The organism is Brevundimonas subvibrioides (assembly GCF_027271155.1).
Classification (GTDB): domain Bacteria; phylum Pseudomonadota; class Alphaproteobacteria; order Caulobacterales; family Caulobacteraceae; genus Brevundimonas; species Brevundimonas subvibrioides_D.
In genome coordinates this window covers 466,569-487,225 of record NZ_CP114542.1, presented here as the reverse complement: position 1 = coordinate 487,225, position 20,657 = coordinate 466,569, and the positions used below count along the sequence as shown (strand labels likewise).

The 20,657-nt window shown below is 68.7% G+C and carries 22 protein-coding genes; 9 read left to right on the top strand and 13 right to left on the bottom strand.

Features of this window, described 5'->3' with window-relative positions:
* Positions 1-16: 16 nt before the first annotated feature.
* Positions 17-673, top strand: coding sequence for a TetR/AcrR family transcriptional regulator (locus tag O3139_RS02440; RefSeq protein ID WP_269515321.1), 657 nt, complete (start codon positions 17-19; stop codon positions 671-673).
* Between the two features lie 129 nt (positions 674-802).
* Here the strand turns inward: O3139_RS02440 and O3139_RS02435 are convergent, their stop codons facing one another.
* Positions 803-1,915, bottom strand: coding sequence for an aromatic ring-hydroxylating oxygenase subunit alpha (locus O3139_RS02435; RefSeq protein ID WP_269515320.1), 1,113 nt, complete (start codon positions 1,913-1,915; stop codon positions 803-805).
* A 174-nt stretch (positions 1,916-2,089) separates the two neighbouring features.
* Here O3139_RS02435 and O3139_RS02430 point away from each other — a divergent pair, with 174 nt between their 5' ends.
* Both O3139_RS02430 and O3139_RS02425 read left to right on the top strand, forming a co-directional pair.
* On the top strand, positions 2,090-3,058 hold the full coding sequence (locus O3139_RS02430; protein WP_269515319.1) for an alpha/beta fold hydrolase: 969 nt from the start codon (positions 2,090-2,092) through the stop codon (positions 3,056-3,058).
* A 145-nt stretch (positions 3,059-3,203) separates the two neighbouring features.
* Entirely contained in the window at positions 3,204-5,288 is a 2,085-nt protein-coding gene (locus O3139_RS02425) for a transglycosylase domain-containing protein (RefSeq protein WP_269515318.1), read from the top strand.
* A 4-nt stretch (positions 5,289-5,292) separates the two neighbouring features.
* Here O3139_RS02425 and O3139_RS02420 read toward each other — a convergent pair whose 3' ends face one another.
* The 3 genes from O3139_RS02420 to O3139_RS02410 form a co-directional block, all read right to left on the bottom strand.
* Positions 5,293-6,018 (bottom strand): M48 family metallopeptidase, encoded by a 726-nt coding sequence (locus O3139_RS02420; protein WP_269515317.1) that lies wholly within the window; start codon positions 6,016-6,018, stop codon positions 5,293-5,295.
* Positions 5,972-7,252 carry a polyhydroxyalkanoate depolymerase gene (locus O3139_RS02415; RefSeq protein WP_269515316.1) on the bottom strand — a complete coding sequence of 427 codons (1,281 nt, stop codon included), beginning with the start codon at positions 7,250-7,252 and terminating at the stop codon, positions 5,972-5,974. The genes O3139_RS02420 and O3139_RS02415 overlap by 47 nt, the downstream gene beginning before the upstream one ends.
* Before the next feature lie 100 nt (positions 7,253-7,352).
* Positions 7,353-7,976, bottom strand: a complete 624-nt coding sequence (locus tag O3139_RS02410) for an SCO family protein (protein ID WP_269515315.1) — start codon at positions 7,974-7,976, stop codon at positions 7,353-7,355.
* Between the two features lies 1 nt (position 7,977).
* Between O3139_RS02410 and O3139_RS02405 the strand changes: the two genes are divergently transcribed.
* Positions 7,978-9,498, top strand: a complete 1,521-nt coding sequence (locus O3139_RS02405) for an ActS/PrrB/RegB family redox-sensitive histidine kinase (RefSeq protein WP_269515314.1) — start codon at positions 7,978-7,980, stop codon at positions 9,496-9,498.
* A gap of 86 nt (positions 9,499-9,584) precedes the next feature.
* Entirely contained in the window at positions 9,585-10,163 is a 579-nt protein-coding gene (locus tag O3139_RS02400) for an ActR/PrrA/RegA family redox response regulator transcription factor (RefSeq protein WP_269515313.1), read from the top strand.
* Here O3139_RS02400 and mmcB read toward each other — a convergent pair.
* The 4 genes from mmcB to thpR all read right to left on the bottom strand — a co-directional run bounded on the left by mmcB (position 10,160) and on the right by thpR (position 12,399).
* Positions 10,160-10,603 carry a DNA repair putative endonuclease MmcB gene (mmcB, locus tag O3139_RS02395; RefSeq protein ID WP_269515312.1) on the bottom strand — a complete coding sequence of 148 codons (444 nt, stop codon included), beginning with the start codon at positions 10,601-10,603 and terminating at the stop codon, positions 10,160-10,162. The genes O3139_RS02400 and mmcB overlap by 4 nt on opposite strands.
* Before the next feature lie 116 nt (positions 10,604-10,719).
* On the bottom strand, positions 10,720-11,247 hold the full coding sequence (locus O3139_RS02390) for a lipocalin family protein (RefSeq protein WP_269515311.1): 528 nt from the start codon (positions 11,245-11,247) through the stop codon (positions 10,720-10,722).
* A 58-nt stretch (positions 11,248-11,305) separates the two neighbouring features.
* Positions 11,306-11,866, bottom strand: coding sequence for a GNAT family N-acetyltransferase (locus O3139_RS02385; protein WP_269515310.1), 561 nt, complete (start codon positions 11,864-11,866; stop codon positions 11,306-11,308).
* A complete protein-coding gene (gene thpR, locus O3139_RS02380) occupies positions 11,863-12,399 on the bottom strand; it encodes an RNA 2',3'-cyclic phosphodiesterase (protein WP_269515309.1) in 537 nt (178 codons plus the stop codon). The genes O3139_RS02385 and thpR overlap by 4 nt, the downstream gene beginning before the upstream one ends.
* A 144-nt stretch (positions 12,400-12,543) precedes the next feature.
* Between thpR and O3139_RS02375 the strand changes: the two genes are divergently transcribed.
* Positions 12,544-13,305 (top strand): Bax inhibitor-1/YccA family protein, encoded by a 762-nt coding sequence (locus O3139_RS02375; protein WP_269515308.1) that lies wholly within the window; start codon positions 12,544-12,546, stop codon positions 13,303-13,305.
* A gap of 56 nt (positions 13,306-13,361) precedes the next feature.
* On the opposite strand, the gene O3139_RS02370 is transcribed toward O3139_RS02375, so the two are convergent.
* The 4 genes from O3139_RS02370 to O3139_RS02355 all read right to left on the bottom strand — a co-directional run bounded on the left by O3139_RS02370 (position 13,362) and on the right by O3139_RS02355 (position 17,671).
* Positions 13,362-13,700, bottom strand: coding sequence for a DUF2794 domain-containing protein (locus tag O3139_RS02370; RefSeq protein ID WP_269515307.1), 339 nt, complete (start codon positions 13,698-13,700; stop codon positions 13,362-13,364).
* A 356-nt stretch (positions 13,701-14,056) separates the two neighbouring features.
* On the bottom strand, positions 14,057-15,391 hold the full coding sequence (locus O3139_RS02365; protein WP_269515306.1) for a trypsin-like peptidase domain-containing protein: 1,335 nt from the start codon (positions 15,389-15,391) through the stop codon (positions 14,057-14,059).
* A gap of 28 nt (positions 15,392-15,419) precedes the next feature.
* Entirely contained in the window at positions 15,420-16,853 is a 1,434-nt protein-coding gene (locus tag O3139_RS02360) for a sensor histidine kinase (RefSeq protein WP_269515305.1), read from the bottom strand.
* A 5-nt stretch (positions 16,854-16,858) separates the two neighbouring features.
* Positions 16,859-17,671: a response regulator transcription factor gene (locus tag O3139_RS02355; RefSeq protein ID WP_269515304.1), complete on the bottom strand. Its 813-nt coding sequence runs from the start codon at positions 17,669-17,671 to the stop codon at positions 16,859-16,861.
* 131 nt (positions 17,672-17,802) lie between these two features.
* Here O3139_RS02355 and O3139_RS02350 point away from each other — a divergent pair, with 131 nt between their 5' ends.
* From O3139_RS02350 to O3139_RS02340, 3 genes are all read left to right on the top strand, one after another.
* Entirely contained in the window at positions 17,803-18,582 is a 780-nt protein-coding gene (locus O3139_RS02350; RefSeq protein WP_269515303.1) for a DUF3313 family protein, read from the top strand.
* A gap of 94 nt (positions 18,583-18,676) precedes the next feature.
* Positions 18,677-19,135 (top strand): nuclear transport factor 2 family protein, encoded by a 459-nt coding sequence (locus tag O3139_RS02345; protein ID WP_269515302.1) that lies wholly within the window; start codon positions 18,677-18,679, stop codon positions 19,133-19,135.
* A 61-nt stretch (positions 19,136-19,196) separates the two neighbouring features.
* Entirely contained in the window at positions 19,197-19,373 is a 177-nt protein-coding gene (locus O3139_RS02340; RefSeq protein ID WP_269515301.1) for a DUF2283 domain-containing protein, read from the top strand.
* A gap of 21 nt (positions 19,374-19,394) precedes the next feature.
* Here the strand turns inward: O3139_RS02340 and O3139_RS02335 are convergent, their stop codons facing one another.
* The gene (locus O3139_RS02335) at positions 19,395-20,585 is read right to left on the bottom strand and encodes an acyl-CoA dehydrogenase (protein WP_269515300.1); all 1,191 of its coding nucleotides are present in this window, start codon (positions 20,583-20,585) and stop codon (positions 19,395-19,397) included.
* Positions 20,586-20,657 lie beyond the last annotated feature (72 nt).

Here is a 20,657-nt window from a genome sequence, read left to right as displayed (position 1 = left end):
CAGAGTAACCGTGTTCATGCGTGAGTCCGCGTCGACAGCCCTGTCCCCCGCCGCCGAAACCCAAGGCCAGCCCCGGATCAACCGCCGCCAGGCCGCCAAGGTGCGAACCCGCCAGAAGGTGCTGGACGCCGCCCGCGGCCTGTTCGCAGAGCGCGGCTATGAGCCCGCCACCATCCGCGACATCGCCCGGGGAGCCGGGATGTCGACGGGTGCCGTCTTTGCCAACTTCCAGGACAAGGCCGAACTGTTCGAGGCCGTCCTGACCGAGGACATGGCCGGTCTGGCCGAGGTGATGAAGAACGGCGCCGGGGACGGGACGACGCGCAACCGTCTGGTGAACGCCCTGTCGGCCGGCTACCACGGCTCCATCGACCAGCTGCCGCTGTTCCAGGCCATCGTGGCCCGGTCCTGGTTCCAGCCGATCGCAGCCGAGACGCGCCAGCGCGCGGCGACCGGGGGGCTGACCGCGGTCATCAGCGACATCCTGCGCGCGGGCATCGGCGCGGGCGAACTTAAGCAGGATGCGGACGTCGCCCTGCTGACCGAGCTGACCTGGGACGCCTATCTGTCGAACTATCGCCGCGCGGCCTACGACGGCTGGTCGGTCGAGCAGCTGGCCGACCACATCGGCCGCCAGGTCGACACCCTGCTGGCCGGCGTCAGCACCAAGTAGAAGTCACGAGTGGCGAGTGGCGAGCGATGGCGCATCTCGTGAGGCGTCCAAGACCCCAAACTTCCGGGTGAACCATGCCATGGCTTCGGCCTCTCATCACTGACCACTCGCCACTCGCCACGCCTTGGATCAACTCTTCCACCTCAGCACCGCCGGCTGGACCGGGTTTGAAAAGTCGCGCCCCTCGGCGCGGCTTTTCTGCCATTCGCGCTTGAGCTGCTGGTACCATTTCGCCTGCCGGTCGGCGTCATCGATCCAGATCAGGGCCGGATCGTAGCGCAGGCCCTCGTTCTGCAGGTTCACCATGCCGCCGTCCTGTTTCAGGAAGGCGACGACGCCCATGCGCAGGAAGGGTTTGGCCAGGCTGAACACCCAGTGGTCGGACCAGAAGATCTGGGTGATCCGGGTCCTGGTCTCCGTCACCGGCGTCAGACAGGTCAGGGCCAGGACCTGCTTTTCGCCCACCTGGATATGCTCCCAGCGATAGCCGGGCAGGCGGAAGGTGATCTCGGTCGCCGGCGCGCCGCCCAGGATCCTGTAGGCCCGCGAGTTCGACGACGGGGCGTGACGCACCATGGCAAAGCCCAGATCGCGCGGCTCGAAGGCCTTGGCCTTCTCGTGCATCGAATGCTTGGACCGCCACCACCACTGCTGATGCACATAGGGGCCGTGGGCGGGGTCCATCAGGCCGACGACCGCGTGGTCGATATGGCTGTCGAAATCCATCCACTCGACCAGTTTCGCCTCGCCGCCGACCACGCCGGGGAAGACCGGCGGGGCGTGGTCGGGCGCGGCGTCCGAGCGCGGGTCGGATCGAACATAGACGAACACCATCCCCTGGCTCTCGGCCACCGGATAGGACCGGACCCGGATGCGCCCGGCCTCATAGGGCTGATCGTCCACCAGCGACGGGATCGCCGCGCAGACCCCGTCGGTACCGAACCGCCAGCCGTGATAGGGGCATTCGACGGTCTCGGGCTCTCCGGCCTTCTGGACCAGCCGGCCGGCGGAAAGGGGCGCGGCCCGGTGGGGGCAGATGTCGCGCATCGCATAGACCGCGCCGTCGCGACGGCGACCCACCAGCACCGGCTCGCCCAGCAGCTCATACCGCTTCAGCGAGGCCACGGCGACATCGCGCGACAGGGCGACGAAATACCAGGTATCGAGCACGAACCCCTTGCCGAAGGCGGCGGGCGGGGCCTTGGCCTCGGGGGACGGGATCGGGGCGCTGTCTGCGGGCATGGGAGCGATCCTAGAGCCCCCTCATCCTTTCGTCATCCTCCAGCGACGTCGTGCGAAAGGACCGGCCCATCGCGACAGGAACGAGGATCGCTCTTGCCATCCGCATCCAATCGCACGACCTGTTACGCGCAGGGACCAGATGGCCGGATGGTCCGGCTCGGGAAAACACGCATCATGAACAGCCAGATCCTCACCGGCGTCATCGCCGCCCTCGGTCTGATGGCCAATTTCGGGCTCGTCGGCGACGTCCGGGCCCAGGACGGACACGGGGAACACGCCGCTGACCACGGCCACCACCACGCGGCGTTCGAATCCGACCGCCTGCATGTCCGCGTCGACGGCGAGCCCGGGCCGGGCGTGCGCGAGATCATCCTGATCCCCGGCCTCAGCTCCTCGCCCGAAATCTGGCAGGGCACCGTGGATCATCTGGCCCAGGCCCCGCAGGGCGAGGGCTGGCGCATCCATCGCATCCACATCCAGGGCTTCGCCGGCGCTCCGGCCGAAGGCAATGCCGAGGGCCCGGTGGCCGCGCCCGTCGCCGAGGAGATCGCCCGCTATATCGCCGAGAACGACCTGGACCATCCCGTCGTCGTCGGACACTCCATGGGCGGCACGATCGGCATGATGCTGGCCGCGCGCCATCCCGACGCCGTGGGAAAGCTGATGGTCGTGGACATGGTGCCCTTCATGGGCGCGATGTTCGGCGGGCCGGGCGCAACGGTCGAAAGCGTCACGCCGATCGCGGATCAGGTCTATGCCGGCATGGCCAACAGCCCCCCGGACGCCTACCAGGCCGCGGCCGCGACCATGGTCACCGGCATGGTGAACAATGAACAGGCGCGCCCGGCCGTGCTGGCCGACACGGCCGCCAGCGACCAGAAGGTGTCCTCGGCCGCCTACCGCGAGCTGATCGTGACCGACCTGACGCCCGAACTGGCCCGGATCACGGTTCCGACCGAGGTCCTGTATGTGAAGTTCAACGACGCCCGCATGACGACCGAGTTCACCGACGCCATCTATCAGGGGGCCTTCGCCAGCCTGCAGGGCGTGGAGCTCAAGCGCATCGACGACAGTGCCCACTTCATCATGCTGGACCAGGCCACAGCCTTCTATGCCGAGCTGGATGCCTTCGTCGCGGAGTGACCTGACGGGCCGTTAACCTCCTCGCCATCGTTTCAACCGAAAGCGCGATCACGGTGGCGTGAGGCCTTCATGCGTCGTTCACGCGAACGGCGTTCCCGTAGGCCGCGCGACCGGCTATGACAGCGGGATCAGCTCGAGGAAATTGATGGCGGGTCCGGGTTTCGGGGCGAGAAACACGAGCGGCGGCGGGGCACAGCGCACGCCGTTGCAGCGCTTTTTCTACTGGACTTCGGTCCTGGCGGTCTGGGGGCTGATCTTCCTGGTCGTCTTCTTCGCCGTCTTCGCGCGCGGCCTGCCCGACACCTCGGCCCTGTACGATGTCGATCGCCAGCCCTCGATCACCTATCTGGACCGCAACGGTGCCCTGATCGCCACGCGTGGATCGCAGCAGGCACCGCCCGCGGACCTGGAGGCCCTGCCCGACTACGTCCCCGCCGCCTTCATCGCCATCGAGGACCGGCGCTTCTATTACCACCCCGGTTTCGATCCCATCGGCATGATGCGGGCCATGGCGCGCAACATGCGGGCCGGGCGGGTCGTCCAGGGTGGCTCGACCCTGACCCAGCAGCTGGCCAAGAACCTGTTCCTGACGCCCGACCAGAACATGCGCCGCAAGGTGCAGGAGCTGATGCTGGCGGTCTGGCTGGAGCTGAAGTTCACCAAGAAGGAGATCCTCGCCCTCTATCTGAACAGGGTCTATTTCGGCGCGGGGGCCTATGGCATCGAGGCGGCATCGCAGCGGTATTTCGACAAGTCGGCCAAGGACCTGACCGTCGGCGAGGCGGCATTGCTGGCCGGGCTGCTGAAGGCCCCGTCCCGCTATTCGCCGGTGTCGGAGAAGGAGCGGGCCGCGGTGCGGGCGACCGTGGTGCTGGACCAGATGGAAGCGACCGGCGTCATCACGCCCGAACAACGGGCGTTGGCGGTGCTGGAGCCTGTGCGCGTGTCCCGCACCCTCGCCAGCCAGCACGCCCAGTATTTCATCGACTGGCTGGACAAGGAGATCCGCGGCCTGGTCGGTGAACCGACCGAGGACATGGTGGTCGAGACCACCCTGGACCTGACGCTGCAGACCTCGGCCGAGCGGGCCGTGCATCGCATCCTGGAGCGGGACGCCTCGCGCGGGGTGCAGCAGGCCGCCCTGGTGGCGCTGGACGGCGACGGACGCGTCCGCGCCATGATCGGCGGGGCCTCCTATGCCGACAGCCAGTTCAACCGCGCGGTCGACGCCCGCCGCCAGGCCGGTTCGGCCTTCAAGCCCTTCGTCTATCTGGCGGCGATGGAGGCCGGATATACGCCCCAGACGCCGGTGGTCGACGAGCCCGTGCGCATCGGCAACTGGAGCCCGCGCAACTATTCCGGCACCTTCATCGGCGACACGACCATGGCCAATGCCATGGCCCAGTCGATCAACACCGTGGCCGCCTATGTCGCCGACCAGATCGGGCGCGACAGCGTGGCCCGTGCGGCGCGCCGGCTGGGCATCAGCTCGCGCATCGGGCTGGAACCGGCCATGGCGCTGGGGGCGGTCGAGGTCTCGCCCATCGACATGGCCACGGCCTATGACGCCTTCGCCAACGGGGGACGCCGGGTGGAAGCCTATGGCATCAGCCGCATCCGCACGCCCCAGGGCCGGGTCATCTATCAGCGCGCGGCCCGCGATGCCGCCGCCGGTCAGGCCATCAACAACCCGTCGCTCTACTATATGAACCAGATGATGCGCGGCGTGGTCACGGGCGGCACGGCGCGCGCGGTGCAGATTTCCGGCCGCGACCTGGCCGGCAAGACGGGCACCACGTCCGACTACAAGGACGCCTGGTTCGTCGGCTATACTGGCGGCTTCGTGGCCGCCGTCTGGGTCGGCAAGGACGACAATACGGCGATGCGCGGCGTCACCGGCGGGGCCGCGCCCGCCGCCATCTGGAAGGCCTTCATGGAGGCCGCCCTGCCCCGCCTGAAAGTGCAGCCGATCCCCAACGGTCCGCCGATGCCCGAAGGCTGGGTCGCGCCGGATCCGATCGGCGACCTGATGGGTGCGGTCGAGGATCCGTTCGGCGACGGCACCGCCATTGATCCCGTCGACCCGAACCAGGGCGAGCCCTATCAACCCGAGAAACCGACCGAAGACCGGCGCGACACCCGGTCCGAGCCCCGCCGCGACGACCCGCCGGACCAGCGACCGGAACCGGAACTGCCGCCGGAGAAGCCGGACAACCCGCTGTTCTTCTAACGCTCTACCGCCCCACCGCGTGCAGGTCGGCCCCGTGCTGACGCAGCCAGGCGCGGAACGGGCGGTGGTCGCCGACCAGCCGGTGCACAACGGCCCAGTAGGCCGGGCTGTGGTCGGCGTGGACCAGATGGGCGACCTCGTGGGCGGCCAGATAGTCCAGCACCGCAGGCGGGGCCATGACCACGCGCCAGGAATAGCGGATCGAGCGCGTCATCGGACTGCATGAGCCCCATCGTGACGTCGGGTCGTTGATGCCCAGCGTGACCGGGCGTTGGCCGAGAGCATTCAGGTGGACCTGCGTCCGCACGGTCAGGGCGTCACGAGCCAGCCGCTTCAACAGATTCACCACGCGGCGGGCGAAGGCCTCGCCTTCGCCGCCCGACGCGATGCGAACGCCGTCCGGGCCTTCGATCAGACGCGCAGCCCCGGCGCCGCCCGTGGCCTCCAGCACGGCCGTGCCGCCGCGAAACGGAATGGTGGCGCCAGGGACCAGAGCCGTCCCCGCCGAGCGAGCCGCAAGGCGTTCGGCGATCCAGTCAGACCTGGAACGGGCGAAGGCGACCGCGTCGGGCAGGCGGCGCTCGGAGGGGGCCACGGCGACCGCCTCACCGGCCCGGGCATCGATGCGGATCGAGATACGCCGGGCGCGGGGATTGACGCTCAGCCTGAGCGCGACCCCGGCCTCAAGCGGCAGCCTCTGACCGGCCCGGTACGGCTGAAAGCTTTTCATTGGCGGCGATGAAGTCCCGGGTGCGGGTGTAGATTTCCTCGCGGAATCGACGCCCGTTGAAGACGCCGTAGTGACCCACACCCGGCTGGACGTAAAGCACCCGGCGCTCGTCGGGGATGCCGGTACACAGGGTATGGGCGGCCTGGGTCTGGCCGACGCCCGAGATGTCGTCCTTCTCGCCCTCGACCGTCATCAGGCCGATGTCGGTGATCCGGGTCAGGTCGACCGGCACGCCGCGATGCTCCAGCAGGCCGCGCGGCAGGAGGTGCGACTGGAAGACGATGTCGATGGTCTGGAGATAGAACTCCTCGGTCAGATCCAGCACCGACAGATATTCGTCGTAGAATTGCTCGTGCTTCTCGACGCCGTCGCCATCGCCGGCGACCAGGTCGCGGAAATACTCCCAGTGGGCGTCGGTGTGGCGCGCCTCGTTCATCGACATGAAGCTGTAGAGCTGGACGAAGCCCGGATAGACCTCGCGCCCGAAGCCCGGATAGGGCCAGGGCACGGTGTGGATCATGTTGGACTGGAACCAGGCGAAGGGCCTCGCCTCCGCCAGCTGGTTCGTCGCCGTCGGCGACAGCCTTGCATCGATCGGGGACCCCATGAAGGTCATGGAGGCGGGGCGGTTGGGATCGTCCTCGGCCGCCATGATGGCGGCGGCGGCCAGCACCGGCGGTCCGGGCTGACAGACACCCACGACATGGGCGCGCGGGCCGATCTCGGCCAGCATGGTCCGGACGTGGTCGATGTAGTCGTGGAAGTCGAACCGGCCCTCCAGCATCGGCACCTGACGGGCATTGACCCAGTCGGTGACATAGACGTCGTGGTCCTGAAGGAAGGTCTCGACTGTGCCGCGCAGAAGGGTCGCGTAGTGACCGGACAGGGGCGCGACGATCAGGACGCTGGGGGCCGCAGACGGCTTTCCCGCCCGCTTGAGATCGCCGATGTTGCGCGCGAAACGCAACAGCCGGACCCAGGGGCTTTTCCAGACGACCTGTTCCGTCGTGCGCACGGGCCGGTTGTTGATGGTGACGACCTCCAGACCCCAGGCGGGCTTGCCGTAGCGGCGCGTGACGCTTTCGAACAGCTCGGCCGAGGCATAGGCCGTGCGGCCGATGGCGGTGTCGGCGGCCGGATTCAGTGGTGAGGTCCAGAACCGGCGCGCCATCTGCGCCCCGATGCGGAAAGGCTGCGCCGAGGAATAGGCGAGCTCGTGAAGTGCGTAGAGCATGGAATCCTGTGATCGGCCCCCGCCGAGACGGGCATCGCACCATAGAACGCGCTGCACTGCAAAAGGATTTACAGTCCGCCCTGAAGGAAGCGGGGGGCGTTCACCCCCGCGCCATGACCCGCTGGATCAGCTGTGCCGAACGCTCGGGTCCCAGGTCATGGGCCAGGGCGGATCGGTATTGGCCGTCCGGGCCGATCAGATACACGGTCAGGGAGTGGTTCATCGTATAGTCAGGCCCCGTCCCGACCCTCTGGAAATAGGCGCGGTAGGCGTCGGCGGCGGATTTGACCTGGGCTTCGCTGCCGGTCAGACCGATGACGCCCTTCGGAAAGCCGTCGGTGGCCAGATACGCTTTCAGGGCCGCGGGCGTATCGCGCGCCGGATCGACGGAGATGAAGACGATCTGAACATCGTCGGCGGCCGCGCCCAGCCGGGCCTTGGTCGCCGCCAGGGCCTGGAGCGTGGTGGGGCAGAAGTCGGGGCAGTAGGTGAAGCCGAAGAAAACCAGGCTCCACCGTCCGTCCAGCAGGGTCTGATCGACGCTCTGGCCGTCCTGGTTCACCAGCTGGAACGGACCACCGACGCTGGCCTGTCCGGTGCCGGTCCCTTCCGCGACCGCCGCCGCCTGTTCGCGGCCGGTCACGACGACCACGGTCACGGCCGCGAGCGCCACGGCAATGGCGATACAGGCACCGGCGAACAGCAGGACGGAACGGCGTGGCATCGTGTCTCCATGGGACGGGGCCGACATCGGGGTGGAGACGGTCTATAGACCCGTCGTGAACCAGAGCGAAGCCAGCCCGTCCTTTGCCGCCAACACGTCGCAGGGCGCGGTCGTGCCGGGCTGGCGCGACCTGCCCCGCCGTGCGCGCGGCCTGAGCCTTCGCACCCTGATCATCCTGCGCTGGCTGGCCATCGCGGGTCAGACCGCGACGGTCATCGTCCTGGTCATGATGCTGCATTTCCCCCTGCCGGTCTGGCAGGTGCTGAGCGTCATCGGGATCAGCGCCCTGGTGAATCTGTCGGCCATGTCGCGCCTGCGCCAGACCGACAGCCGCCTGCCCGACGGTCGCCAGACCGCGATCCATCTGGGGTTCGACATCCTGCAGCTGACGGCGCTGCTGGCCTTCACCGGCGGGCTGGAGAATCCGTTCTGCCTGCTGCTGGTGGCGCCCGTGACCGTGGCGGCGGCGTCCCTGCCGGGGCGGCAGGCGCTCTTGCTGGGTCTGATGGTGTTCGTCTCGACCACCGCCCTGTTCTTCTGGTCCATGCCCCTGCCCTGGGTATCGGGGACCGAACTGGACCTGCCCCCGCTGTATCGGTTCGGGGTCGGGCTGGCCCTCATCACGGGCGTGGTCTTTACGGCCGCCTATGCCTGGCGGGTCGCCGCCGAGGCCGAGAAGCTGGAACTGGCCCTGGCCACGACCCAGGACGTTCTGCAGCGCGAGCAGAGGCTGGCGGCGCTGGGCGGACTGGCCGCCGCGGCCGCCCACGAACTGGGCACGCCGCTGGCGACCATCCAGATCGTGGCCAAGGAGCTGCTGCGCGCGGCGGCCCCCGACGGTCCCATCGCGGAAGATGCGCGACTGATGCTGCTGCAGGCCGACCGGTGTCGCGAGATCCTGAAACGCCTGTCGCAACGGCCCGAGGACGGGGACGAGCTCTACACCGAAGTGGGGCTCAAGGCCCTGCTGTCCGAGGTGGTGGAGCCGCACCTGGGCTTCGACCTGGACATCTCGGTCGAGGTCCGCACGCCCACGGGCATGGCCGCACCCCACGTCCGCCGCCTGGCCGAAGTCATCCACGGGCTTTCGGCCATCGTCGAGAACGCCGCCGACTTCGCCGCCACCCGGGTGCGGGTGCTGGGCACGGCCGATGTGCAGTGGATCACGATCGAGGTGCTGGACGACGGGCCGGGCTTCGCCGCCGACATCCTGCCCCGGCTGGGGGAGCCGTATGTCACCAGCCGTCCGCACGGCAAGGCGCGCCAGGTGCTGGCGACCCAGCTGGCCGCCGCGGCCGGAGCCACGCGGCCGGGCAAGAAGGGCCGGACGGCAGCGACGGTTCTGGACGCCATTCCCAGCCAGGGCGGCATGGGGCTGGGCTTCTTCATTGCCCGGACCCTGCTGGAGCGGACGGGCGGCCAGGTCGTGGTCAGCCATGGCGACGGGGGGCCGGGCGCGAACCGGGGCGCGCGGGTCACCGTGCGGTGGCCGCGCAAGGCGCTGGAGGCCGTGCCGACCTGAGACCCGACCCCGACAAGCGACCCAACGCCGCACCGCTTGACGCAAGCGGTGCGGCAACCGATCTCGACAGCAGGGAGACCGCCGTCATGCCGACCACAGCCACCGCCACCACACCCAATATCGAGGAGCGCATCGCCGGTCTGGCGGATCGCTCGCTGATGCTGCTGGACGACGATCAGGCCTTGCGCACGCGCCTTGGCAGGGCGCTGGAGTCGCGCGGCTTCGAGGTGACGACCGTCGGCTCGGTCTCGGAAGCCACCGAGGCGCTGAAGACGACCCAGCCGGCCTTCGCCGTGCTGGACATGAGGCTGGAGGACGGCAACGGGCTGAAGGTGGTCGAGGCCATCCGCGATCGCCGCGCCGATTCCCGCATCGTCATGCTGACCGGCTATGGCGCGATCGCCACGGCGGTCGCAGCCGTCAAGGCCGGGGCCGTCGACTATCTGTCGAAGCCGGCCGACGCCGACGACGTGGTCAAGGCATTGCTGGCCACCGGCGATGCGCCTGAGCCGCCGGACAATCCCATGAGCGCCGACCGGGTGCGCTGGGAGCATATCCAGCGGGTCTATGAGCTGTGCGACCACAATGTCTCGGAGACCGCGCGTCGCCTGGGCATGCATCGCCGCACCCTTCAGCGCATCCTGGCCAAGCGCGCACCGCGTTAGGGCTTCAGGGTCCGCATCGCGGCCAGACGGCCGAAGGCGATGGTCAGGGCCTTGCGCCGGGCCGGAGCCAGGGCACTGACGGGTGCCTCGCGCACCACCGCCCCGCCGAAGCCGTCGGCCACGATCAGGCCCGGCGCGTCCGGCAGGACACCGTCGGGAAACTCCGGCGCGACAGCGAAATAGAAGGCGTCGCAGAAGGGCGCGTATTCGGGCCATTTGCGGTCGACGCGATAGTCGTCGAGCCCGGATTTCACCTCGACGATCACGATGTCGCCCTTGCGGCCCAGGGCCATGACGTCGGCACGCCGCCCGTTGGGCAGACAGACTTCCAGAAGCGGCGCATAGCCAAGGTCCGCCAGCAGCCGGCCGGCTCCGCGCGTCACGCCCAGCGTCGTTTCGGGACGGCTGAATACGAGTTCCAGATGAGCGGCTGCGGGCATGGCCGCACTATGTTCCGGTTAAGTTCCGTCCGCAAGCGCGGCAAGGACCGGTTCAAATCCGCCCGGGCGGGTCGAAAACCATGGCTTCGCCCCGGCGCTGGAGACGCCGCCGGGCGTCAGACCCCGGTCTGCACGACGCCCGAGGTGTCGAAGCCGAGCGCCCGGGCACGGGCCAGGGTCGCGGTCCGGACGGAGGCGGAGGGCGTCTGGGTCCGGTGCCAGATCCACCAGCTGGACTTGTTCGGCAGGCCCATGATGGCCCAGCTGTAGTCGGGTGCGTGATCCCAGATCCAGTAGTGCTGCGACGCCAGCCCACCGAAGCTCAGCAGACCCGTCAGACTGAACCGGAACCTGGCATTGGTGGCCGGATCGGTCACCGAGGCATGGGCCCGCAGGGTCTCGACGCGGCCCGTCCCGCGCCGCGTGCAGATGACCAGGATGGAATAGCGGCTGGCCCGGGTCGCGGGGTCGAAGTCGATCTGGGCGCGACTGCAGTCGCGCTGCAGTCCGTTGTCATTGCGCGCGATCTCGAACCAGCGGCCGTCGAACCGGTCCAGGTCCACATTCGTGGCCTGGGCTGCGGCTGGCAGGGCGCTGGCCAGCAGGGCGGCGGCGGCGAGGGCGAGCGGTCGGGCGGCGGTCATGGGCTCTCCGGTGATCGGCATTGTCCGCGAAGATACGATGGCGATGGACGATAGTTGCTCAGACCCGGAAGCGCTTGCGGTTCGCGCGCCATTCGTCGGCGCTCTGACCCCAAAGGTCGACGGGTTCGTCCTGCATCGGCTCGGGCAGTCGACCCGGCCCTCGATTGACGGACCCCAGCGTCCGGGCCACCCGCACCGAGGCCAGGTTCTCGGGTGCTATACAGTGGATCACGTCCGTCCAGCCAAGAACATCGATCGCATAGTCCATGCTCGCCACCGCCGCCTCCACCGCATAGCCACGCCCCCGCGCATCGGGATGCAGGCTCCAGCCCACCTCGGTGCCAGGCCAGCCATAGGGGTGCAGCGGTCCGATCCGGCCCATCCACAGGCCACTGTCCTTCTCGATCACCGAAAACATGGCCTCGCCCGTCGCGGCCCACTGGCCGATGACGGCCATCAGGGTGCGCCAGGTCTGGGGCGGCGGCTGGACCCCGCCCAGGAACCGGTTGGTCTCGGGGTCGGCCTGGAATTCGGCCCAGCGCGGAAAATCCTCGACGATCGGCGGTCGCAGGATCAGGCGTCCGGTCTCGATCACGGGGCCGATGTCGCGGGCAGTCACAGCGGATACTCCCGTTCCAGCTCATAGTGGCTGCCGCCATCGGACAGAAGACTGGAATAAAGGCCGAAGCGGTCGATCCGGATCGGCGGCGAATGCAGCAGGTTGTGGCCAGTGATCCAGGCCCCGATCCGGTCGGGATTGGTCTGTGTCTTCAGATAGGCCAGGGTCAGGTGGGGGCGATAAAGCCGGGGCTCCATCCTGACCCCCGCCCGCTCGGCCGCCGCCTTGCAGCGCCCGGCCAGGACGGTCAGCCGCTCGCATGGCTCCACCCCGGCCCACAGGGTATGGCTGCGGTGCGCATCGCCGAACGCTCCCACGCCCTTCAGTTCGATCTCGAACGCCCCCGGCGGGATACGGGCCAGTTCGGCGGCCAGGTCGTCGGCGCGGCGTTCCTCGACCTCGCCATAGAAGGCCAGGGTGATGTGGAGCTGTTCGGCGCTGCGCCATCGGGCGCCCGGCAGGCCAGCCTGTCGGCGGCCCAGGGTTTCGGCCACGTCGAAGGGGATGGGCAGGGCGGTGAACAGGCGCAGCATGGGGCCAGCCTATCGGCGTCGGCCCTGCGGCGAAAGGTCGGAACCGATCCTGCTGCGAGCCGCTTGCAAGAAAGCGGAGGACACCCGATATTCTCTGCAGTCGCCGGAGACTTTTCCTCCGGCCCATTGGAGATTGATCTCGCGATGAGCGACTTCAGAAACGGTTTTTCGACCCCGGTGAATGCCCCGGCCGACATGGCCGTGGATACCGGCCTGCGCAGCTTCATGCTGGGGGTCTATAACAAGGTTGCCCTGGGGCTGCTGGTATCGGCGGCCCTGGCCTATGTGACCGGATCGTTCCCGCCGGTGCGCGACCTGCTGTACGCCACGCAGCTGTTCCCCGACGGCGTGACGCGGGTCACAGGCTTTACCATACTGGGGATGATCGTGGCCTTCTCGCCCCTGGCCGTCTTGCTGGTCTCGGGCTTCGTCATGCGGAATCCGACGTCGGGCGCGGCCAGCGCCATCTACTGGCTCGTCGTGGCCTTGATCGGTGCCTCGATGGGCAGCGTGGTGCTGCTGTACACGTCCACGTCGATCGTCTCGACCTTCCTGGTCACCGCCGCGGCCTTTGGGGCCCTGAGCCTCTGGGGCTATACGACCAAGCGGGACCTGTCGGGCATCGGCAGCTTCCTGATCATCGGCGTGATCGGCCTGATCATCGCCTCTGTCGTGAACATGTTCCTGAACAGCGGGCCAATGCAGATGATCATTTCGGCCGTCGGGGTCCTGCTGTTCGCGGGCTTGACGGCCTATGACACGCAGCGGCTGAAGATGACCTACTACGCCCTGGGCGGCGACCGCACCCGGATGAGCGTCGCCACCAGCTACGGCGCGCTCAGCCTGTATCTGGACTTCATCAACATGTTCCAGTTCATGCTCGCCCTGTTTGGCGGCCGTCGCTGATCGCATCGCTCCGGCACAGATGACAGGAGGCCCCGCTGGAAACGGCGGGGCCTTTTCTATTCGACCACCTGAAACTTGCGGCTGTCGAAGACGCGCAGCACCTGGGCCAGCTCGCGGCCGCGCTTCAGCACCACGCCGCCCTCGCCGATGACCGACCACTGGCCCTGTCGCGTCTGCAACGACGGGCGTTTCTCGATGCGATAGGCGGGGGCGTCGCCCGAGCGGCGGAAGACGGCGAACTCGGCCGCCTCCCTGCCGCCGACCATGGCATAGTCGCGCCATTCGGCCTGGGCGACCATGCGGCCGTAGACCCGCAGGATCAGGTCCAGCTCGCGCCGCTCGAAGAAGACGGATCCGGACGGGGACGGATCGAAAGGGGTGACATCGGCGCTCATGAGGATCAATCTAGGCGCACGCCCGACGAACGCCAGCGGACCGCAGGCCGGAAAAGATCGCCCGACACGAAATGGCCCCGTTTCGGTCCATCAGTGGACAGATCAGGCCGCGAGATACAGACCGTCGGCCTGACGGAGTTCGGAAGCGTCCCGGATCCTGAACAGCCCCCCCAGCCCCCCTGGATGACTCCAGTTTATGGGCTCCGACGGGCCGACGCTTCCTCCAGAGCGAGACGCCCGCCCTGCCGCCCCTCCCCCCGAATGGCACGGCGGGCGTTTTGCTGCCCGGAGCCCGGCCAGAAACGAAAGACGCCGGGGCGACGACCCCGGCGTTTCCGTATCGGCAGACCGAAGGATCAGCTGCCGGGCGTGATCGACAGCTCCACGACCTCGCCATCGCGGCGAACGGTCAGAGCCCCGCTGTTGCCCAGGGCTGCGGCCAGATCGGCCAGGGATGTGACGCTCTCGCCCGCGACCGCCGTGATCACATCGCCTGCGCGCAGGTCCTGCTGGGCGGCAGGCGATCCACCCTCAACCGCCACGACGATCAGGCCGGGCTCGTCGCCCTTGCCATCAGCAGCCGTCAGCGCCCGGATGTTGGCGCCATAGGCCTGCAGCGCGCTGGAGCCCAGTTGCACGGCGGCGGTGGACTCGGTCTCGACGGTCATCTGGGCCGTCGTGCTCTGGCCGTCGCGCAGATAGACCAGGGTCAGCGCCGTGCCCGGAGGCGCGATGCCGACCGTCGCCTGGACCGAGCCGGCATTGGCGACCGGGCGGTTCTGGATGCGGGTGATGACGTCGCCGGTCCGCAGACCGGCGCGGTCGGCGGGCGATCCGGGGACCACATCCTCGACAATGGCCCCGCGCACGAAGCCCAGACCCCGTTCGACTGCGCGCTCGGCCGTCAGGGAGCCGAGCGTCGCGCCGATCACGCCGCGCGTGACCGATCCGTTGGCGCGGATCTGGTCGACCACGAACATCAGGATACGGGTCGGCACGGCGAAGGCGATGCCGTCGTTGCCGCCACCCATGTCGCCCGAAAGGATCGAGGTGTTGATGCCGATCAGTCGGCCCCGGCTGTCCAGCAGCGGCCCGCCCGAGTTGCCCGAGTTCACCGCCGCGTCGGTCTGGATATAGTCCTCGACCGCATCGCCCATGCCCGAACGCCCGAGCCCCGAGATCACGCCCATGGTCAGGGTCTGGTCAAGGCCCAGCGGATAGCCGACGGCAAAGGCCAGGTCGCCGGTGCGCAGGGTGTCGGAATCGACCGTCTCGACCTGCGAAAGGCCGGTGGCCTGGATCTGCAGCACGGCCACGTCCGTCGCCTTGTCGGCCCCCAGCAGGACCGCGTCGACCAGCCGGCCGTCGGTCATGTCGACGCGGAACTTCTGCCCCCCCTCGATGACATGGTTGTTGGTAACGATGATGCCGGCCGCCGCGTCGATGATGACGCCCGATCCACTGCCGGTCGGTGTGGGCTCGGTCTCGCCGGTCGTCGGACCGGCGGAGACGCCAAGCGTGGTGACCTGCACCACGGCGGGCAGCGAACGCTCAAGCCCCGCCGCAAAGGTGAAGACGCCACGCCGGGCGTCGAAAGGCAGGCTGGACGGCCCGCTCTGGGCCGAGGCCGCGCCTGCGCCGAACAGGGTGAGAGCGATCGCCGTTCCCGCCAGAAATGCCGCACGTTTCATTGGTTCATCCCCTGATGTCCCGGACAGACTAGCGCGGGAAATGCGCGGTGACGATGGCCCCCGGCGCGGCGTCATCAATCGTCATCCTGCCGCCGTGGCGGCGCAGGATGGCGCGCACGAAGGCAAGGCCCATGCCGTGGCTGTCGGTCCCCTCGACCCGTGCCGGCTCGGGACCGGACATGCCCGGGCCCTGGTCGGCGATGGAGATGGCCACCTCCGCCTCGTCCGCATAGGCCCGCAGGGTGACGGTGCCGCCCTCGGGCGAGAATTTGACCGCGTTATCGACCAGATTGGCCACAGCCCGCTGCAACAGGGAGCGGACGCCCAGGACGGAGACCGGCTCACCCCCGGCCACGATATGGATGCCGCGGATATCGGCGATGGGCTGGTAAAGCTCCACGCAGGCCTCGGCCAGCACGTCCAGCCGGACGTCCTCGAACAGCCAGGCCTCGCCGTCGCGCAGGGCCATGGCCTCGTTCATGGCGCGGGTGATGTCGGCCAGATCCTGCTTGGCCTCCTCGCCCAGCCGGGCGCGCTCGGCCGGATCGTCGGCCTCCATCAGCCGATCGAGGCGCAGCGAGGCGCGGGCGAGCGGCGTGCGGAAGTCATGCGCCAGCTGGTCGGCCGAATCCCGCAGCCAGGTCAGCAGTTCCTCCAGCCGGTCAAGCGTCCGGTTCACCTGGGTCGACAGGGCGGTCATCTCGGGCGCGACCGCCACATCGGGGGCCCGCCGCGAGAAATCGCCCACCGCGGCCCGGTCCAGGGCCAGGCTGACCTGGGCGATCGCGCTGGTCAGTCGCCGCCGGGCAAAGGTCGCGGCCGCGAGCCCCGACACCAGGATCAGCGCTCCGGTCAGGGCGACCGACAGGACGGCCCAGCGCCAGGCGACACCCGCCGGATCCACCACCCGGCCGACGATGACCTGCAGCGCGCCGACGGGCCGCTTGACGATCACCGCCTCGATGGCGCGGGCCGGGCAGAGCTGACCCGGGGCCAGCCGCACCCGATAGACGCCGGGCCCGAGCCGCGACAGGCGATAGGTGCGGGCGGTCTCCAGCGCCGCCAGACCGGCCGGCTTGCCGACGGGCGCGCGGATGAAGCGCACCCCCGCACCGCCCCGGCCCGTGCGACAGGTTTCCTCCAGGGTGATGGATTCGCGGCTGGGCCCGTCCTGAAAGGCGCTGAGGAAGGCGGACCAGTAGGCGGCGTCCGATTCCGTCATCTCTTCCGCGCCGGCGTCCGGCGGCAGTTTCACGGCGATGGCGGCAAAGTCGGCCAGGGCCGCCAGGGCCGCCTGCTGGCGCTGGTCCAGCCGCGCGGCCTGCCCGGTGATCAGCAGGGACCCGGTCAGGGCGACGACCGCCATGATGGCCAGGGTGGCCGCCAGCTGGGTCGAGGTGCGTTCGGCCAGCCAGCGCCGCCAACCGGCCGGAAGCGTCCATGGAACGGCCGGTGGGCTCAAGCCCCTCAACCCGCGTCGAGGTCGCGGAAGATCAGACTCTGGCTGCGGGCCGAGACGATCAGGGGATGCAGGTCCTCGCCCAGTTCGGGGGCCTGTTCCTTCAACCGGCGACGCAGGGCACTGATCCGCGCGTCGATGATGTTGACGAAATTGTCGGGCAGGAAGGTCCATTCGATCCAGCACCGGTCCCACAGCATGGTCTTGGTCACCGGCTGGCCGCGCGCGGTCATCAGTTCGGACACGATGGCGAACTCCAGCGGCGACAGATCGATCAGCCGCTCGGTCCCCTCGACCGTCAGCTTCAACGTCCGGGCGCCGGGCGACAGGCGGAATGGCCCGTTGATGAGGTCGGTGTTGGCGGGTTTGGCCCGGCGCGCGACGCGGCGCAGCTGGGATGCCACGCGGGCCAGAAGCTCCTCGTCGCCGATGGGCTTGGACAGATAGTCGTCGGCACCGCCCAGCAGACCCTCGACCCGCTGGCGCTCGCCCGTCAGGGCCGTGAGCATCAGGGCGGGCGCATCGCTGGACGGACCGGCCCCGGTCCGCAGGCGTTTCAGCGTCTCCAGCCCGTCCAGGCCATTGGTCATCCGATCCAGGATCAGGACGTCGTAGGGATGCGTCCCTGCCATCTGCAAGGCCGCCTCGCCCGCATCGACGCGATCAACGATCTCGAACCCGGCCTTCAGCAGGCGGTCGGCGACGTGGTCGGCCAGCGCCGGGTCGTCTTCCAGCAGCAGGGCGCGACGACCGGCGAAGACCTCGGCCAGGGCGGCGAACGGATCCGCCTCTGCCATTGTGTCGATCCCGACCGTGGTCATCTGTCCGTCCCCCATGCCGGCTTTCAGGATAGAAGTCTGATGCGGAATCACAACGGCGCATGGAATGATCGTTCCTGACCGCAACGCCCGGGTCGTGTCCGCGTTGGGAGAGACCATTGCAGAGGTTCCATATGCGCCAGGCCGCCCTTCTCCTCCTCGCCGGTCTCGGCCTCGCCGCCTGCCAGACCGCCCCGGTCGCCGATGCCGGGTTCCTGGGCGGCTATGACGGGCTGGTCACCCGCGAGGATACGATCCGCGCCTCGATCCGCCAGCGGCGGGACGATGCGGCGGTCGCGGCGATCGACCGGGTGCATCTGGAGCCCAGCCGGTTCGTGGGCACGGCCGGCAGCGCCCTGACCGACGAGGAACGCGTCCAGCTGCTGCGGGAGGTCGATCGCCAGATCTGCTATGAGGTCAGCGAGCGGTTCACCCTGACCCCCGGGGCCCAGGGCGTGGCGCGGCTGAGGACCGGGGTGGTGGATGTGCGCCCGACGGGGACGGTCGGTTCGGGCGTCGCGGCCGTGGCCAATCTGCTGATCCCCGGGCCGGGCACGTTCCGGGTTCCGGGCACGACGGGCGGGCTGGCGGTCGAGAGCGAGTTGATCGGGCCGGACGGGACCCAGGTCGCGGCCCTGGCCTGGGCCCGCAACGCCAATACGGTCGGCACCGACGCCCCGTCCCTGTCGCGCATCGGCGATGCCCTGCAGATGGCCGAGCCGCTGGGCGACGAGATCGGCGACACCATCTCGCAGCCCGACCGGGCCGTGCGGGACATTCCATCGCCGGACCCCTGCCTGTCGTTCGGGCCCCGGACCCAGCCGGTCGGTTTCGTCACCCGCGCGGTGACCGGCCTGTATGTGCCCCAGGTCAATACCGGCTCGTCCCCGACCCGGGACCGGCCACAGCCCTGACGGCGTCGCGCCGGGCGACCCGGCTTGTCGCCATCGGGCGGCGTGATAGCGTCAGGTCCGGCGCGAGGCCCCGCGCCGATCGGGAGGCTTTCTCATGTCCATGCTCGCCCTGTTGGCCGCACTCGCGGTCCAGACGCCGACCCAGGTCGATCCGGCCTCGCCCGAGGCGGCGGCGGTCATGGTGCCGATCGACGGCATCTTCGCCGCGCTCGCCGCTCGCGACGGAAGTCTGCTGGCCCCGCATCTGGCCCCGGAGGCACGGATGATCGTGGCGGTCGAGCGCCCGGACGGCACCTCTGTAATTCAGACCCTCGCCGCCGAGGCCTTTGCCGAAGGGCTTCAGCCGGGCCCTGAGCGGTTCGAGGAAATCCTGACCGATCCGATCATCGCCATCGACGGCGACATCGCCATGGTCTGGGGCCCCTATGTCTTCAAGCTCGACGGCCGGGTCGTCCACTGCGGCTCCGACCATTTCGACCTGATCCGCCGCGACGGCGTCTGGAAGATCGCCGGTATCACCTGGAACCAGCGCACGACGGGGTGCGAGGGGTAGAGCGCGATCGGCAGCTGACAGAGGACTGGTTGGGATGGGATTAGTTAAGCTTGAGGCGGACATGGCCTCCAATATGTCTTACGTCTATCTGCCCGATCATCCAGGATCAGGTTCGTTCGGATGCGTAGCGAAAACCGTTCCTCTCTATCAGGTTGTGAAAGGCTACGATGGTCTCGACGTCAACCTCGACTTTGACGTCGAAGGACGCCTGATCGGCATCGAGATATTCTCCGCCTGAAAACCGCGATCCTCTGCATTCCTAAAACGCGCTCTCCCCCGTGATCGCCCGCCCCAGGATCAGGGCATGCACGTCATGCGCCCCTTCGTAGGTGTTGACCGTCTCGAGGTTCATCGCGTGGCGCATCACGTGGAGCTCGCCGGTGATGCCGGCGCCGCCGTGCATGTCACGGGCCTCGCGGGCGATGGCGAGGGCCTTGCCGCAGTTGTTGCGCTTCATCAGCGAAATGGCTTCGGGCACGAAGGCTCCGGTGTCGAGCAGGCGGCCGAGCGCATAGGCCCCCTCGAAGCCCAGGAAGATCTCGGTCTGCATGTCGGCCAGCTTCTTCTGCACCAGCTGGCGCGACGACAGCGGGCGGCCGAAGAGCGATCGCGAGCCGACATAGTCGCGGGTGGCGTGGAAGCAGAACTCGGCGGCGCCCATGGCCCCCCAGGCGATGCCGTAGCGGGCCTTGTTCAGGCAGGAGAACGGCCCGCGCAAACCCTTCACGCCGGGCAGCAGGTTGGCTTCGGGCACAAAGACGTCGTTCAGGCCGATGTCGCCGGTGATGGAGGCGCGCAAGGACAGCTTGTCGCCGATCTTGCCGGTGGTGAAGCCCTCAAAGCCGCGCTCGACGATGAAGCCGCGGATGACGTCATCCAGTTTCGCCCAGACGATGGCCAGGTCGGCGATGGGCGAGTTGGTGATCCAGTATTTGCCGCCGTTCAGGCGATAGCCGCCCTCGACCGCGACGGCCTTCGTCTTCATCGAGGCCGGGTCGGAGCCGCCGTCGGCCTCCGTCAGGCCGAAACAGCCGATCAGCTCGCCCGCCGCCATCCGGGGCAGGAAGCGCATCTTCTGTTCCTCGTTGCCGAAGGCGTAGATCGGATACATGGCCAGCGACGACTGCACCGACATGGCCGAGCGGTAGCCTGAGTCGACCGCCTCGATCTCGCGGGCGATCAGGCCATAGGCGACATGGCTGACGCCGGAACCGCCGTACTGTTCGGGCAGCATGGCCCCGAGGAACCCCATCTCGCCCATCTCGGTCATGATGGCGCGGTCGAAGGTCTCGTCGCGGAAGGCGGCGACGACGCGGGGCAGCAGTTTCTCGCGGGCATAGGACCGGGCCGCGTCCTGGATGGCGCGTTCGTCGTCCGTCAGGCGCGACGCCATGTCGAACGGGTCGTCCCAGCGGAAGGTCTGCGTCGAGATCGGGCTGCCGTCGGCCATGTCGGGGCTCTTGTTCAAGGAGGATCAGCCCGCCCGTTTAGGCCAGAACGGCCGCGACAACCAGATCGGGAC

Coding starts and splice junctions, on each gene's coding strand:
- O3139_RS02440 (WP_269515321.1), top strand. CDS start 17: ATGCGTGAGTCCGCGTCGACAGCCCTGTCCCCCGCCGCCGAAACCCAA.
- O3139_RS02435 (WP_269515320.1), bottom strand. CDS start 1,915: ATGCCCGCAGACAGCGCCCCGATCCCGTCCCCCGAGGCCAAGGCCCCG.
- O3139_RS02430 (WP_269515319.1), top strand. CDS start 2,090: ATGAACAGCCAGATCCTCACCGGCGTCATCGCCGCCCTCGGTCTGATG.
- O3139_RS02425 (WP_269515318.1), top strand. CDS start 3,204: ATGGCGGGTCCGGGTTTCGGGGCGAGAAACACGAGCGGCGGCGGGGCA.
- O3139_RS02420 (WP_269515317.1), bottom strand. CDS start 6,018: ATGAAAAGCTTTCAGCCGTACCGGGCCGGTCAGAGGCTGCCGCTTGAG.
- O3139_RS02415 (WP_269515316.1), bottom strand. CDS start 7,252: ATGCTCTACGCACTTCACGAGCTCGCCTATTCCTCGGCGCAGCCTTTC.
- O3139_RS02410 (WP_269515315.1), bottom strand. CDS start 7,976: ATGCCACGCCGTTCCGTCCTGCTGTTCGCCGGTGCCTGTATCGCCATT.
- O3139_RS02400 (WP_269515313.1), top strand. CDS start 9,585: ATGCCGACCACAGCCACCGCCACCACACCCAATATCGAGGAGCGCATC.
- mmcB (WP_269515312.1), bottom strand. CDS start 10,603: ATGCCCGCAGCCGCTCATCTGGAACTCGTATTCAGCCGTCCCGAAACG.
- O3139_RS02390 (WP_269515311.1), bottom strand. CDS start 11,247: ATGACCGCCGCCCGACCGCTCGCCCTCGCCGCCGCCGCCCTGCTGGCC.
- thpR (WP_269515309.1), bottom strand. CDS start 12,399: ATGCTGCGCCTGTTCACCGCCCTGCCCATCCCCTTCGACGTGGCCGAA.
- O3139_RS02375 (WP_269515308.1), top strand. CDS start 12,544: ATGAGCGACTTCAGAAACGGTTTTTCGACCCCGGTGAATGCCCCGGCC.
- O3139_RS02370 (WP_269515307.1), bottom strand. CDS start 13,700: ATGAGCGCCGATGTCACCCCTTTCGATCCGTCCCCGTCCGGATCCGTC.
- O3139_RS02365 (WP_269515306.1), bottom strand. CDS start 15,391: ATGAAACGTGCGGCATTTCTGGCGGGAACGGCGATCGCTCTCACCCTG.
- O3139_RS02355 (WP_269515304.1), bottom strand. CDS start 17,671: ATGACCACGGTCGGGATCGACACAATGGCAGAGGCGGATCCGTTCGCC.
- O3139_RS02350 (WP_269515303.1), top strand. CDS start 17,803: ATGCGCCAGGCCGCCCTTCTCCTCCTCGCCGGTCTCGGCCTCGCCGCC.
- O3139_RS02345 (WP_269515302.1), top strand. CDS start 18,677: ATGTCCATGCTCGCCCTGTTGGCCGCACTCGCGGTCCAGACGCCGACC.
- O3139_RS02340 (WP_269515301.1), top strand. CDS start 19,197: ATGGCCTCCAATATGTCTTACGTCTATCTGCCCGATCATCCAGGATCA.
- O3139_RS02335 (WP_269515300.1), bottom strand. CDS start 20,585: ATGGCCGACGGCAGCCCGATCTCGACGCAGACCTTCCGCTGGGACGAC.